Annotated in this window: 13 protein-coding genes and 1 pseudogene; 10 read left to right on the top strand and 4 right to left on the bottom strand. The window is 60.3% G+C overall.

The features are described from left to right. Positions 1-18: 18 nt before the first annotated feature. The 4 genes from ACN6NG_RS07980 to ACN6NG_RS07965 are packed head-to-tail and all read right to left on the bottom strand — an operon-like array spanning position 19 to position 3,654. Entirely contained in the window at positions 19-1,020 is a 1,002-nt protein-coding gene (locus tag ACN6NG_RS07980) for an ornithine cyclodeaminase family protein (protein WP_474313408.1), read from the bottom strand. Between the two features lie 23 nt (positions 1,021-1,043). Continuing rightward, on the bottom strand, positions 1,044-1,568 hold the full coding sequence (locus tag ACN6NG_RS07975; protein WP_403007919.1) for a MaoC family dehydratase: 525 nt from the start codon (positions 1,566-1,568) through the stop codon (positions 1,044-1,046). 11 nt (positions 1,569-1,579) lie between these two features. Beyond that, positions 1,580-2,410: an HpcH/HpaI aldolase/citrate lyase family protein gene (locus ACN6NG_RS07970; protein ID WP_474313407.1), complete on the bottom strand. Its 831-nt coding sequence runs from the start codon at positions 2,408-2,410 to the stop codon at positions 1,580-1,582. After that, on the bottom strand, positions 2,407-3,654 hold the full coding sequence (locus ACN6NG_RS07965) for an aminotransferase class I/II-fold pyridoxal phosphate-dependent enzyme (RefSeq protein WP_403007925.1): 1,248 nt from the start codon (positions 3,652-3,654) through the stop codon (positions 2,407-2,409). Before ACN6NG_RS07965 ends, ACN6NG_RS07970 begins: the two co-directional genes overlap by 4 nt. Positions 3,655-4,012: 358 nt before the next feature. Between ACN6NG_RS07965 and ACN6NG_RS07960 the strand changes: the two are divergent. From ACN6NG_RS07960 to nuoI, 10 genes and pseudogenes are all read left to right on the top strand, one after another. Next, positions 4,013-4,372, top strand: a pseudogene (locus tag ACN6NG_RS07960) (isocitrate lyase); the annotation flags it as partial. 464 nt (positions 4,373-4,836) lie between these two features. Then, positions 4,837-5,499 (top strand): lysoplasmalogenase, encoded by a 663-nt coding sequence (locus ACN6NG_RS07955; protein WP_474313405.1) that lies wholly within the window; start codon positions 4,837-4,839, stop codon positions 5,497-5,499. Between the two features lie 381 nt (positions 5,500-5,880). After that, positions 5,881-6,294: an NADH-quinone oxidoreductase subunit A gene (locus ACN6NG_RS07950; protein WP_003251427.1), complete on the top strand. Its 414-nt coding sequence runs from the start codon at positions 5,881-5,883 to the stop codon at positions 6,292-6,294. A 10-nt stretch (positions 6,295-6,304) separates the two neighbouring features. Further along, positions 6,305-6,982: a NuoB/complex I 20 kDa subunit family protein gene (locus ACN6NG_RS07945; protein WP_012313769.1), complete on the top strand. Its 678-nt coding sequence runs from the start codon at positions 6,305-6,307 to the stop codon at positions 6,980-6,982. 79 nt (positions 6,983-7,061) lie between these two features. Continuing rightward, positions 7,062-8,843, top strand: a complete 1,782-nt coding sequence (gene nuoC / locus ACN6NG_RS07940) for an NADH-quinone oxidoreductase subunit C/D (protein ID WP_016498752.1) — start codon at positions 7,062-7,064, stop codon at positions 8,841-8,843. A 2-nt stretch (positions 8,844-8,845) separates the two neighbouring features. Next, positions 8,846-9,343 carry an NADH-quinone oxidoreductase subunit NuoE gene (gene nuoE / locus ACN6NG_RS07935; RefSeq protein WP_019470486.1) on the top strand — a complete coding sequence of 166 codons (498 nt, stop codon included), beginning with the start codon at positions 8,846-8,848 and terminating at the stop codon, positions 9,341-9,343. Next, positions 9,340-10,719, top strand: a complete 1,380-nt coding sequence (nuoF, locus tag ACN6NG_RS07930; protein ID WP_063424442.1) for an NADH-quinone oxidoreductase subunit NuoF — start codon at positions 9,340-9,342, stop codon at positions 10,717-10,719. The genes nuoE and nuoF overlap by 4 nt, the downstream gene beginning before the upstream one ends. Before the next feature lie 133 nt (positions 10,720-10,852). Continuing rightward, a complete protein-coding gene (gene nuoG, locus ACN6NG_RS07925) occupies positions 10,853-13,567 on the top strand; it encodes an NADH-quinone oxidoreductase subunit NuoG (protein ID WP_474313404.1) in 2,715 nt (904 codons plus the stop codon). After that, a complete protein-coding gene (gene nuoH, locus ACN6NG_RS07920) occupies positions 13,564-14,571 on the top strand; it encodes an NADH-quinone oxidoreductase subunit NuoH (protein ID WP_012273297.1) in 1,008 nt (335 codons plus the stop codon). Before nuoG ends, nuoH begins: the two co-directional genes overlap by 4 nt. An 11-nt stretch (positions 14,572-14,582) precedes the next feature. Next, a complete protein-coding gene (nuoI, locus tag ACN6NG_RS07915) occupies positions 14,583-15,131 on the top strand; it encodes an NADH-quinone oxidoreductase subunit NuoI (protein WP_003251442.1) in 549 nt (182 codons plus the stop codon). The last annotated feature ends 4 nt before the right edge of the window (positions 15,132-15,135 follow it).

Below are 15,135 nucleotides of genomic sequence, written 5' to 3'. Positions count from 1 at the left end.
CGCTTATTGCCCGTGCGCTTAGGTGAGGTTCGTCATGGAACTGACGAAGTAGTTGCAGCGATGCCCCAACTGCCGCTCCAAGGCAGTGGTGTACAGGTGCATGGCAACAATCATGTCCTGACTGGCATGACCCACACACCGGAAGTAGCTGGTTGCCGCGTGCCATGGGAGTGCGGGCTCTTGCAGCACCGCCTCTAGCCCTACGACTTGTTCAGGAGTGATCAGCGAGCGAGCCAGGGCTTGGCTGATTTCCCCCGACTCATGCATTGCCGCCTGCGGGTCGTCGACATGGATAAGCGCCTGGCTGAGCAGACAAGGGTCAACTTCACAGGCTTGCAGCGTGCTCCCCCCGATGGCGTTGATGTGTACCCCAGGCTTAAGTTGATGAGACTGGATCAAGGGGGATGGCTTATCGTGGGAAGTGGTGGTGCAGACGATATCCGCATCAAACAGTGCCTGCTCGATTGACTTCACAGCCTCTACCGGCACGCCAACCTGCTCGCTCATCGAGACAGCAAAGGCATGGCAGCGATCCAGGTCTCTGGCCACTACCCTTACCCTCCGAAGTGCCCGGATCTCAGCCATAGCCTCTATGTGGGCCTTGGCCTGGACCCCAGCCCCGATTACCGCTAACGTCGGTTGCGCAACGGGGCAGAGACGGTCGGTGGCCAGCGCACTCATGGCAGCAGTACGGAGTGCGGTCAGCGCGCAGCCATCGAGCATAGCTTGCAAGCGGCCGGTATCGGAATCGAGTAACAAAACCGCGCCATTGATAGCAGGCAATCCTCGATTGGCATTGCCCGGAAAGAAGGACGACACCTTGATCCCCATTACCTTTCTATCAGCAAGGACAGCAGGCATGAACAAGGAGAAAGCCTGTTGCGCGGGATGCTCGATAACATGCCGCGGCGGTACCTTTTCCGGCGTGCGCACACTTGCACGGTAATCCCTCGCCAGCACAGCCAGGAGCTTCGTGATATCAGTGCAGTCGCGAATATCTTGCGCGTTGAGTAGAAGCATGCCCGAATCCTCGGCCGTCATAATCAACCAATCTGGTAGCTCTGCGAACTTGCTTCGCAGGGCACCAGGAAGGTTCGCCTGTAGGTAATTACTGGCAAGCTATCTTGGTTACGACCGGTGACCCGTACGGTAACGATGCCTTGCCCTGGTCGTGAGACCGAAAGCCGCTTTGCCAGCACTTCGCTCTCGGCATATAAAGTGTCACCTGCAAACACTGGGTTTGGCAGGCGGATTTCGTCCCAGCCCAAGTTGGCGATCGCACGTGCACTTAAGGTCGAGACAGTCATCCCACTGATGATGGCCAAAGTGACCGAACTGTTGACCAGTAGACGGCCGAATTCAGTATGCTGTGCATAATGGGCATCGACGTGTGAGGGGTGGTTGTTCATATTGATCAGGGACTGCCACAGATTATCTAACTCAGTGACAGTCCGACCGGGGCGGTGCTCGAATAGGTTGCCGACTACAAACGCCTCGTAGTACAAGCCAGGGGCTTCCCGATAGCGGTTTGCTGAAATTCGTTGATATCCGGTTATCATCGGTTCCATTGCCGAACTCCTCAGAGACCCATTTCTTGGGCTCGCCGCATGACTTTCGCAGCCTGTTTGACGAAAGGTGGCCCGATCATCAGCGCATTTAACCGGGTAATCTTGTCGTCACTGCAGCGTGAAGCCTCGATAATCGCGTGGGCTCTTTCGATTTCCTCTGGCGAAGGAGTGAAAACCTGGTTGATGGCAGCCACCTGACGCGGATGGATCGCCGTCTTGCCGCTAAAGCCCAAGTCCCGGACAGCCAAGCTTTCTCTCAACAGTCCAGGCTCGTCATCCAGATGGAAGTAAGCAGTGTCGAATGCAGGAATGCCGGCCGCCGCCGCTGCGGCGACAATGCAAGAACGGGCATGCAGCATGTTCTCCCAACCACCGATATTCACACCCAAACTAGCCGCGTAATCCGCAGAGCCGAAGATCAAACCATCGGCACGATGCGCCACTGCATGGATGTCACGCAGGCACGAAGGGGTTTCCACTGTGACAAACACCAAAGGTGATATATCGCCCTCGCGGGCTACATTGGCGCGCACGACATCGATCTCGCTCGCACACTCCACCATGGTCATAACCACATATCTTGGCCGGTGCTCCAACCGTTGAAGCAACAGCAGGTCTCGTAACCCCTCGTTATTGCGCAGGGGATTGATGCGCACTGCCATGCCGACTAAAGACTGCTCAGCAAAAAATCGCTCAAGGTTTTGCCGTGCTTCAGCCTTCCGCTCAATGGGTACACCGTCCTCCATGTCCAGTACCCTGACGTCGCTCAGCTCGCTTTTGCAGTATTGCCCTGGGTAGAGGGCCGAGCAGTAGAGCAGGCTCCGGGGAGCGAACGAACTCATGATCGCACCTCCACCCGGCCTTCTTGTGTCTTGCACCATTGCTGAACCTGCTGCGCAACGATCGAACAGAAGCTGCGGATGTCTAGTTCGGTCATGTCCGCACGCAGCATAACCCGCAGGCCGGATTTATCCCTTGCGACAATCGGAAAGAAGACTGCGGAGGTGTAGTAGCCTTGCTGAAACACCGCTTCGGAAACCTTGACAGCCATGTCAGGGCTCGCCATGGGCATTACACGAATGGGCGAAGGTGTGCCGGCATACTCAGTTGGCACCAGCTGGTCGAACAAGTTGATATTGTCGGCCAGTCTACACTGCAAGGTTTGCAGTTCCGCACCACGGTGGATCTCCAGCGAGGCCATAGCCGCACCGATCGCAGCAGGGTTGAGATACTGCGAATAGGACATCGGTCCGCCAAACCGACGAAATTCCTTCAGATACGATGCCTGCCTAGACATGAAGATGCCACCACCATTGGCAGCAAATGCCTTGGCCAACGAGTAAACCAGAATAGTCCTGTTGTTTATTTCTGGCATTAACCCACGGACAATACCCTCGCCTTTTTTGCCACAAGCACTCAATGAATGGGAGTCATCAAAATAAAGAAACAGCCCGTACTTCTCTTGCAAGGCAAGCAACTGCTTAACGGGCGCACTACCGCCCATGCTATAGGCACCATCGGCAACATAAGCAACCTGACGGTGACGCTTGCACATATCTTCAATGAACTGCACATCATTATGAGCGCATGTGGCGACCTGTGTTTCATCACCGCAAACGGCTTTCATCTGATTCAATGCAAAGTGCGCATGCTTATCGAAAATCAGATAGGGCCGCACACCATTGGTGAATATGCCGGCGGCGAGCAACGGCAGTGTAGCTACAATTCCGGCACTGCAGGAAGTTGCCGTAAATGCTTGACAAGTGAAGTGCGATGACAGTGCATCTTCCAGCTCATCCAGTTCGCGAAGACGGATACGGATGCGCGAGGTTGGCAGGTTGACAGTACCACTGTCCAAGACATAGCGGGCTGCCCGCTGGGACAGTCGTTCATCAGTCTCAAGCCCCAGATAGGAGCATGAGCACATATTCATGAAAACATGCCCATCTTGGTCGCGCAGGCGGTTGGATGGACAGTGAACTACACTGCGATCTGTCAGGCCAGATTCTTGGGCGAGCTCCCAAGACGCGTTACCCAACTCAATAGTGCGGGCGGTATTGATGAACAGGTTTCTTTGCTCGAACATTAGCACCCCCATAAGCATGCACGCATACTTTTATGACAAAGAAAAAGGAAACTTCCTACAACAACCAATACAAACTATTACTTTCTAATCCTCAACAAGCCTTACCTCGAGTACAATACCAGCATCATTCAACCACGAAGGTCAACCCCAAAACAAAACCATATCATTTAGACGCGCAAAAACTCATGCCCCAGGTGATTTCCAATGAAAATATCAAACACCCCCTACCTCGAAATCACCAAGAAAAGGGCAAACTCCAACCACAATCACTCAGAAACTATTTGTTGCACTTAGCGTTGACTACCCACCCAAAGCTTCTCCCCAACCTTGAAATTAGTTGATTATTTTCACCCAACTTTTCCCCCACATGATCTGGTGCGAAACCGCCAAGCCAGACCTGGACGACGCCACCATCGCCAAGTTCCAGCGCGAGCTGTCGGCCATGGGCTACAAGCACCAGTTCATCACCCTGGCGGGCATCCACAACATGTGGCACGGCATGTTCAACCTGGCGCACGACTACGCCCGCAACGACATGACCGCCTACGTGAAGCTGCAAGAGCAGGAATTCGCTGACGCCAGCAAAGGCTACACCTTCGTGGCGCACCAGCAGGAAGTGGGCACCGGTTACTTCGATGACATGACCACCGTGATCCAGGGTGGCGCATCGTCGGTGACTGCCCTGACCGGCTCGACCGAGGAAGAGCAGTTCCACTGATAGTGGGCTGCTGTTGAACGAAGGCCCGGGGCTTGTGAAAGCTCCGGGCTTTCTTTTTGACGTGCCTTTGAAAATGCGCCTGGGCTGAGAGGTGTTCGCCACAGCATCTTCAGCGCCCGTGAGACCGAGCGCCGCCCGCGCGGCGCATCGCGAGCTGCGCTCGCTCCTACGTTTGTTTCGGGCCAATTATTCCTATGGGATTTGCGCGCGAAAGCCTTGGGGCATGACTCGATATCGTGCCGTACAAACAAGACGGTCGCGTGCGCCTGCCACAGGCGTTACTGGCCAAAAACAAACGTAGGAGCGAGCGCAGCTCGCGATGCGCCGCGCGGGCGGCGCTCGATCTCACAGGCGCCGCATTGCTTTCGCCAAGCCCATGCCAGCCCTAACCCAATCCAAAGGCATCACCAGCAAAACCCAGGATCACGTCTATGCTTGAGGCAGCACAGCAGCAAGGACCGCCCATGCCTCGTCCAAGCCACCTGATGATTCTGGCCCTGGCCGCCGTCGCCCTCTATATATATGCACTGGCCAGCGACAATACCCTGCTCGCCCTGCTGGCCAAACCCGTTCCCGTCCTGGCGCTTGTCGCTTGGCTGCGCGGCGCCCCGGCCACACCTTATCGGAAGTGGATCTCGTTCGGCCTGGGCTTTTCGGTAATGGGTGACATACTGCTGGCCATCCCCGCCGACCTGTTCGTATTCGGCCTGGCCGCCTTCCTCTGTGCCCACCTGGCTTACCTGCGCGGCTATTGCGGCATTACCCTGCGCCCCGCCCTGCCCGCACTGATCCTCAGCGCCATCACCGGCATCGCGCTGCTCGGCGTACTGGCCAGCCACGGCCTCGGCCCGTTGCTGATCCCAGTCGCGCTGTACGCCCTGGCCATCAGCGCCATGCTCTGGCGCGCCCTGGCCTGTGGCGGGCTGGCCGCAATCGGCGCCGGCCTGTTCGTGATCTCGGACAGCCTGATCGGCATCGACCGCTTCGTCAGCCCGTTCGCCGCCGCGCCGTACCTGATCATCCTCACCTACTGGCTCGGGCAGTGGGCGATTGCTTCATCAGCCAATCAACGCTCGACCGACAAAGTATTGACCCAGAGCGGTGCGCGCCATGTCGAAAGCTGTTAGAACAGGAGTCTTTCGCATTTGCAAGTAGGGGGAATCGCCGGATGAACTTTACAAGGCACAGAACAGCCAAATTACATGGCATCAGGTCAAATGATATTAATTATCATTCCGGAACTTGTAATTCGTTACCAGTCGCAAGAAACATAATTAACAAAACCGCACGCAATGCCCGAATTTCAAGGCTTTCAGCCATTTACGAGTGCCTTTTGTTCTTAATCCTACGAATAAATTTGCGACAGAAATTTTACTTGCACCGGGTTTACCCATAAAATCAGCGCGATTGATTCAGCTGCGACATTTGGTCACTGCACCTGCGACACCACGTCGCCGCTCTACTTATTTCAGACTGCAGAGCTGGGTCTCTGTATAAGGATCTCTAGCATGTCCGATTCGGCAGGACTCATCGCCCACAACTGGGGCTTTGCCATCTTCCTCCTGGGTGTCGTCGGCCTGTGTGCCTTCATGCTCGGCCTGTCCAGCCTGCTCGGTAGCAAGGCCTGGGGTCGCGCCAAGAACGAACCCTTCGAATCCGGCATGCTGCCCGTCGGCAGCGCCCGCCTGCGTCTGTCCGCCAAATTCTATCTGGTCGCGATGCTGTTCGTGATCTTCGATATCGAAGCCCTCTTTCTCTTTGCATGGTCTGTGTCCGTCCGCGAAAGCGGCTGGACCGGGTTCGTCGAAGCTCTCGTTTTCATAGCAATTCTGTTGGCAGGTCTTGTCTACCTATGGCGCGTCGGTGCTCTTGACTGGGCTCCCGAAGGTCGCCGCAAGCGGCAAGCGAAGCTGAAACAATGAGGCTTTGGCAATGCAATACAATCTCACCAGAATCGATCCGGATGCGCCTAACGAGCAGTACCCGGTAGGTGAACGGGAAACCGTCACCGACCAACTGCTAGAGGACCAGGTCCACAAGAACATCTACATGGGGAAACTCGAAGATGTGCTGCGTGGCGCGGTCAACTGGGGTCGCAAGAACTCCCTCTGGCCGTACAACTTCGGCCTGTCCTGCTGCTACGTGGAAATGACCACGGCCTTCACGGCACCCCACGACATCGCCCGCTTCGGCGCCGAAGTCATCCGGGCCTCGCCGCGTCAGGCCGACTTCATGGTCATCGCCGGTACCTGCTTCATCAAGATGGCGCCGATCATCCAGCGCCTCTACGAGCAGATGCTCGAGCCGAAATGGGTCATCTCCATGGGTTCGTGCGCCAACTCCGGTGGCATGTACGACATCTACTCGGTCGTTCAGGGGGTCGACAAGTTCCTCCCCGTGGACGTCTATGTGCCTGGCTGCCCGCCACGCCCTGAGGCTTTCCTGCAAGGTTTGATGCTGCTGCAGGAGTCGATCGGCCAAGAACGACGCCCGCTTTCCTGGGTTGTTGGTGATCAAGGTATTTACCGTGCCGAGATGCCAGCCCAGAAAGACCTGCGTCGTGAGCAGCGCATTGCAGTAACCAACCTGCGCAGCCCCGACGAAGTCTGATCCAGCGACCTGCCGCCCGCTCCCCCTGGAGCCGGCGGCCTGGCTTCATTCTTAACGTTGACCCAAAGCGACCGAGACCATGACAGCGGACAACGCTATTTTTATTCCGCCCTACAAGGCTGACGACCAGGATGTGGTCGTCGAACTGAACAACCGTTTTGGCGCCGAAGCATTCGTCGCCCAGGAAACCCGCACCGGCATGCCCGTGCTGTGGGTCAAACGCGCCCAGCTCAAAGAGGTGCTCAGCTTCCTGCGCGGTGTCGCCAAGCCTTACAGCATGCTGTACGACCTGCACGGCGTCGACGAACGCCTGCGCACCCAGCGCCGTGGCCTGCCGGCCGCCGACTTCAGCGTGTTCTACCACCTGCTGTCGATCGAGCGTAACAGCGACGTGATGATCAAGGTGTCGCTGAGCGAAGGCGACCTGAACCTGCCGACCGTGACCGGTATCTGGCCAAACGCCAACTGGTACGAGCGCGAAGTGTGGGACATGTTCGGCATCGACTTTGCCGGGCACCCGCACCTCAGCCGCATCATGATGCCGCCCACCTGGGAAGGCCACCCGCTGCGCAAGGACTACCCGGCCCGTGCCACCGAGTTCGACCCCTACAGCCTGACCCTGGCCAAGCAACAGCTTGAAGAAGAGTCGGCGCGCTTCAACCCGGAAGCCTGGGGCATGAAGCGTCAGGGCGCCAACGAGGACTACATGTTCCTCAACCTCGGCCCCAACCACCCTTCGGCGCACGGTGCGTTCCGTATCGTCCTGCAGCTGGACGGTGAAGAGATCGTCGACTGCGTACCGGACATCGGCTACCACCACCGTGGCGCTGAGAAAATGGCCGAGCGCCAGTCCTGGCACAGCTTCATCCCCTACACCGACCGTATCGACTACCTCGGCGGGGTGATGAACAACCTGCCGTACGTACTGGCGGTGGAAAAGCTGGCAGGCATCAAGGTGCCGCAGAAGGTCGACGTAATTCGTGTGATGCTGGCCGAGTTCTTCCGCATCACCAGCCACCTGCTGTTCCTGGGTACCTACATCCAGGACGTGGGCGCCATGACCCCGGTGTTCTTCACCTTCACCGACCGCCAGCGCGCCTACACCGTGATCGAAGCGATCACCGGTTTCCGCCTGCACCCGGCCTGGTACCGCATCGGTGGCGTCGCCCACGACCTGCCGCGCGGCTGGGAGAAACTGGTCAAGGACTTCGTCGACTGGCTGCCAAAGCGCCTCGACGAGTACACCAAGGCTGCCCTGCAGAACAGCATCCTCAAGGGCCGTACCATTGGCGTTGCCGCGTACAACACCAAGGAAGCCCTGGAATGGGGCACCACCGGTGCCGGCCTGCGTTCCACCGGTTGCGATTTCGACCTGCGTAAAGCACGCCCGTACTCCGGCTACGAGAACTTCGAGTTCGAAGTACCGCTGGCCCACAACGGCGATGCCTACGATCGCTGCATGGTCCGTGTCGAGGAGATGCGCCAGAGTATCCGCATCATCGACCAGTGCCTGCGCAACATGCCGGAAGGCCCGTACAAGGCGGACCACCCGCTGACCACGCCGCCGCCGAAAGAGCGCACCCTGCAGCACATCGAAACCTTGATCACGCACTTCCTGCAAGTCTCGTGGGGCCCGGTGATGCCGGCCAACGAGTCGTTCCAGATGATCGAGGCGACCAAGGGCATCAACAGTTACTACCTGACGAGCGATGGCGGCACCATGAGCTACCGCACCCGGATCCGTACTCCGAGCTACCCGCACCTGCAGCAGATCCCTTCGGTGATCAAAGGCAGCATGGTTGCCGACCTCATTGCGTATCTGGGCAGTATCGACTTCGTTATGGCTGACGTGGACCGCTAAGCATGAACAGCACGCTTATCCAGACAGACCGTTTCGCCCTGAGCGAAACAGAGCGCTCGGCCATCGAGCACGAGATGCATCACTACGAGGACCCGCGCGCGGCGTCCATCGAAGCCCTGAAGATCGTCCAGAAGGAACGTGGTTGGGTGCCGGACGGCGCCATCCACGCCATCGGCGACGTGCTGGGCATCCCGGCCAGCGATGTCGAGGGTGTAGCCACCTTCTACAGCCAGATCTTCCGGCAGCCGGTCGGCCGCCACATCATCCGCGTGTGCGACAGCATGGTCTGCTACATCGGCGGCCATGAATCGGTCGTCAGCCAGATCCAGAGCGAGCTGGGCATCGGCCTCGGCCAGACCACCGCCGACGGCCGCTTCACCCTGCTGCCGGTGTGCTGCCTGGGCAACTGCGACAAGGCCCCGGCGCTGATGATCGACGACGACACCTTTGGCGACGTGCAGCCCGCTGGCGTCACCAAACTGCTGGAGGGTTACGTATGACCATTACTTCCTTCGGCCCGGCCAACCGCATTGCGCGCTCGGCCGAAACCCACCCTTTGACCTGGCGCCTGCGTGACGACGGCGAGCCTGTATGGCTGGCCGAGTACCAGGCCAAGAACGGCTACGCTGCTGCCCGCAAGGCCCTGGGCGAGATGTCGCAAGACGACATCGTGCAGACCGTGAAGGACTCCGGCCTCAAGGGCCGTGGCGGCGCAGGCTTCCCCACTGGCGTGAAGTGGGGCCTGATGCCCAAAGACGAATCCATGAACATCCGCTACCTGCTGTGCAACGCGGACGAAATGGAGCCCAACACCTGGAAGGACCGCATGCTGATGGAGCAACAGCCCCATCTGCTGGTCGAGGGCATGCTGATCAGCGCCCGCGCCCTGAAGGCCTACCGTGGCTACATCTTCCTGCGTGGCGAATACACCACCGCTGCAAAAAACCTCAACCGCGCCATTGATGAAGCCAAGGCCGCCGGCCTGCTGGGCAAGAACATCCTGGGCTCCGGTTTTGATTTCGAGCTGTTCGTGCACACCGGTGCCGGCCGCTACATCTGCGGTGAAGAAACCGCACTGATCAACTCGCTGGAAGGCCGCCGCGCCAACCCGCGCTCCAAGCCGCCCTTCCCTGCCGCCGTCGGCGTGTGGGGCAAGCCGACTTGCGTGAACAACGTCGAAACCCTGTGCAACGTGCCGGCCATCGTCGCCAACGGCAACGACTGGTACAAGTCGCTGGCCCGTGAAGGCAGCGAAGACCACGGCACCAAGCTGATGGGCTTCTCTGGCAAGGTGAAGAACCCGGGCCTGTGGGAGCTGCCGTTCGGCGTCACCGCCCGCGAGCTGTTCGAAGACTACGCCGGTGGCATGCGCGACGGCTTCAAGCTCAAGTGCTGGCAGCCAGGCGGCGCCGGTACCGGCTTCCTGCTGCCCGAGCACCTCGACGCGCAGATGTACGCCGGTGGTATCGCCAAGGTCGGCACCCGTATGGGCACAGGCCTGGCCATGGCGGTGGACGACAGCGTCAACATGGTCTCGCTGTTGCGCAACATGGAAGAGTTCTTCGCCCGCGAGTCGTGCGGCTGGTGCACGCCATGCCGTGACGGCCTGCCGTGGAGCGTGAAGATGCTGCGTGCACTGGAAAACGGGCAAGGCCGCGCCGAAGACATCGAGACGCTGCTGGGTCTGGTCAACTTCCTCGGCCCAGGCCGTACCTTCTGTGCTCACGCACCGGGTGCCGTCGAGCCGCTGGGCAGTGCCATCAAATACTTCCGGTCCGAGTTCGAGGCCGGTGTCGCTCCAGCATCCGCGGGTGACACCCTCCGCCCAGACCTGGCCAAGCCAATCCAGGCCGGGCCGATCGTGGTCGGCGCATAACAAGATGATTAGGCAGGTGGTCCGTGCCACTCGCCAGCTTGCCGGCAGGCCCGATTCATTCGCGGCGTGTCGCAAGCTCACCGATTTCCATTAGCCACGCCCGCTCACGCGGGCCAACGAAGAACTTTGAACAATGGCCACTATCCACGTAGACGGCAAAGCGCTCGAAGTCAACGGTGCAGACAACCTGTTACAGGCGTGTCTGTCGCTAGGCCTCGACATCCCTTATTTCTGCTGGCACCCGGCGCTTGGTAGCGTTGGCGCCTGCCGGCAGTGCGCGGTCAAGCAGTACACCGACGAGAACGACACCCGTGGTCGCATCGTCATGTCCTGCATGACCCCTGCCTCCGACGGCACCTGGATTTCCATCGAAGATGACGAGTCCAAGGCGTTTCGCGCCAGCGTAGTCGAATGGCTGATGACCAACCACCCGCACGACTGCCCAGTGTGCGAGGAAGGCGGTCACTGCCACCTGCAAGACATGACGGTAATGACCGGCCACAACGAGCGCCGCTACCGTTTCACCAAGCGTACCCACCAGAACCAGGACCTCGGCCCGTTCATCGCCCATGAGATGAACCGCTGCATTGCCTGCTACCGCTGCGTGCGCTACTACAAGGACTATGCCGGTGGCACCGACCTGGGCGTATACGGCGCCCACGACAACGTGTACTTCGGCCGCGTCGAAGACGGTGTGCTGGAAAGCGAATTCTCCGGCAACCTGACCGAGGTCTGCCCGACCGGTGTGTTCACCGACAAGACCCACTCCGAGCGCTACAACCGCAAGTGGGACATGCAGTTTGCCCCAAGCATCTGCCATGGCTGCTCCAGCGGCTGCAACATCAGCCCCGGCGAGCGCTACGGCGAACTGCGTCGTATCGAAAACCGCTTCAACGGCTCGGTCAACCAGTACTTCCTGTGCGACCGCGGCCGCTTCGGCTACGGCTACGTCAACCGCAAGGACCGCCCACGCCAGCCACACCTGGCCGACGGCACCAAGCTGGGCCTGGACGCCGCCCTGGACAAGGCCTCCGACCTGCTGCGCGGCCGTACCATCGTCGGTATCGGCTCGCCACGCGCCAGCCTCGAAAGCAACTACGGCCTGCGTGAGCTGGTCGGTGCCGAGTACTTCTACTCCGGCATGGAAGCTGGCGAACTGGCTCGCGTGCGCCTGGCCCTGAACGTGCTGAACAACAGCCCGCTGCCGGTGCCTACCCTGCGCGACATCGAAGACCACGACGCCGTGTTCGTGCTCGGTGAAGACCTGACCCAGACCGCTGCCCGCGTCGCTCTGGCTGTACGCCAGGCCACCAAAGGCAAGGCCGAGGCCATGGCCGAAGCCATGAAAGTGCAGCCGTGGCTCGACGCCGCGGTGAAGAACATCGGCCAGCACGCGCTGTACCCGCTGTTCATCGCCTCCCTGGCTGAAACCAAGCTGGACGACGTCGCCGAAGAATGCGTGCACGCCGCCCCGGCCGACCTGGCCCGCATCGGTTTCGCCGTGGCCCACGCCATCGACCCGAGTGCACCGGCAGTCGCCGGCCTGGACGACGAAGCCAAGGCCCTGGCCCAACGCATCGCCGATGCCCTGGTCGCCGCCAAGCGCCCACTGGTTGTAGCCGGCACCTCGCTGGCCGACCCGGCGTTGATCGAAGCCGCCGCCAACATCGCCAAAGCCCTGAAGCTGCGTGAGAAGAACGGCTCGCTGAGCCTGGTGGTGCCTGAGGCCAACAGCATCGGCCTGGCCATGCTCGGTGGCGAATCCGTCGACGCCGCGCTGGACGCGGTCATCAGCGGCAAGGCCGACGCCATCGTCGTTTTGGAAAACGACCTGTACGCCCGCGTACCGGCCGCCAAGGTCGACGCTGCCCTGGCTGCAGCCAAGGTGGTGATCGTTGCCGACCACTCCAAGACCGCCACTGTCGACCGTGCCCACCTGGTACTGCCAGCGGCCTCGTTCGCCGAGGGCGACGGTACCCTGGTCAGCCAGGAAGGCCGTGCCCAGCGCTTCTTCCAGGTGTTCGACCCGCAATACCTGGACAGCAGCATCCAGATTCACGAAGGCTGGCGCTGGATGCACGCCCTGCGTGCCACCCTGCTAAACAAGCCGGTCGACTGGACCCAGCTGGACCACGTTACCAGCGCCTGCGCCGAAGCCGCGCCGCAACTGGCCGGTATCGTCAATGCCGCACCCAGCGCCGCATTCCGCATCAAGGGCATGAAGCTGGCGCGTGAGCCACTGCGCTACTCCGGCCGTACCGCCATGCGCGCCAACATCAGCGTGCACGAACCGCGTACCCCGCAAGACAAGGACACCGCGTTCGCCTTCTCGATGGAAGGCTACTCGGGCTCCGTTGAACCGCGCCAGCAAGTGCCGTTTGCCTGGTCGCCGGGCTGGAACTCGCCGCAAGCCTGGAACAAGTTCCAGGACGAGGTCGGTGGCCACCTGCGTGCCGGTGACCCGGGCGTGCGCCTGATCGAATCGCAAGGCGATCGCCTGAGCTGGTTCAACGCCATTCCAGGTGCGTTCAACCCGACCCGTGGCACCTGGACTGCCGTGCCGTTCTTCCACCTGTTCGGCAGCGAAGAAAGCTCGTCGCGCGCCGCCCCGGTGCAACAGCGCATCCCGGCTGCCTACGTTGCCCTGGCCAAGTCCGAAGCCGACCGTCTGGGTGTCAACGACGGTGCTCTGCTGAGCCTGAACGTTGCCGGTGTGGCCCTGCGCCTGCCGCTGCGCATCAATGAAGAACTGGGCGCTGGCCTGGTCGCGTTGCCGAAAGGCCTGGCCGGCATCCCGCCTGCCATCTTCGGTGCATCCGTCGAAGGTCTGCAGGAGGCAGCACAATGAGCTGGTTCACCCCCGAAGTGATCGACGTGATCATCCAGGTCGTCAAGGCTATCGTGGTGCTGCTGGCCGTGGTGGTCTGCGGCGCCCTGCTCAGCTTCGTCGAGCGCCGCTTGCTGGGCTGGTGGCAGGACCGCTACGGCCCGAACCGCGTTGGCCCGTTCGGCATGTTCCAGATCGCTGCCGACATGCTGAAGATGTTCTTCAAGGAAGACTGGAACCCGCCTTTCGTCGACAAGATGATCTTCACCCTGGCGCCGGTCGTGGCCATGAGCGCCCTGCTGATCGGCTTCTCGATCATCCCGATCACACCGGGCTGGGGCGTTGCCGACCTGAACATCGGCCTGCTGTTCTTCTTCGCCATGGCCGGCCTGTCGGTCTACGCTGTGCTGTTCGCCGGCTGGTCGTCGAACAACAAGTACGCCCTGCTGGGCAGCTTGCGTGCTTCGGCACAGACCGTGTCGTACGAAGTGTTCCTGGGCCTGGCGCTGATGGGCGTGGTGGTGCAGGTAGGCTCGTTCAACATGCGCGACATCGTCGAGTACCAGGCGCAGAACCTGTGGTTCATCATTCCGCAGTTCTTCGGCTTCTGCACCTTCTTCATCGCTGGCGTCGCCGTGACTCACCGTCACCCGTTCGACCAGCCGGAAGCAGAACAGGAACTGGCCGACGGCTACCACATCGAGTATGCCGGCATGAAATGGGGCATGTTCTTCGTCGGTGAGTACATCGGCATCATCCTCATCTCGGCGCTGCTGGTAACCCTGTTCTTCGGTGGCTGGCACGGCCCGTTCGGCATCCTGCCGCAAGTGCCGTTCCTGTGGTTCGCCCTGAAGACCGCGTTCTTCATCATGCTGTTCATCCTGCTGCGCGCCTCGATCCCGCGCCCGCGCTATGACCAGGTGATGGACTTCAGCTGGAAGTTCTGCCTGCCGCTGACCCTGATCAATTTGCTGGTGACCGCTGCGATCGTGCTCTACAACACGCCAGCCGTCGCGGCCCAGTGAGGATTTGACCCATGTTCAAGTATATCGGCGACATCGTTAAGGGCACCGGCACTCAGCTGCGCAGCCTGGCAATGGTGTTCTCCCACGGGTTCCGCAAGCGCGACACCCTGCAGTACCCCGAAGAACCCGTGTACCTGCCGCCGCGCTACCGCGGCCGCATCGTCCTCACCCGCGACCCCGATGGCGAGGAGCGCTGCGTAGCGTGCAACCTCTGCGCGGTGGCCTGCCCGGTTGGCTGCATCTCGCTGCAGAAGGCCGAGACCGAGGATGGTCGCTGGTACCCGGAATTCTTCCGCATCAACTTCTCGCGTTGCATTTTCTGCGGCCTGTGTGAAGAAGCGTGCCCGACCACCGCGATCCAGCTGACTCCGGATTTCGAAATGGCCGAGTTCAAGCGTCAGGACCTGGTGTACGAGAAAGAAGATCTGCTGATCTCCGGCCCCGGCAAGAACCCTGACTACAACTTCTACCGTGTTGCGGGTATGGCAATCGCTGGCAAGCCGAAAGGCTCTGCGCAGAACGAAGCCGAACCGATCAACGTGAAGAGCTTGCTCCCATAAGGAC

This window comes from Pseudomonas sp. TSO6 (assembly GCF_056098905.1).
Note: the sequence above shows the minus strand (reverse complement) of the source record. Positions and strands in the feature narration are given on the sequence as shown.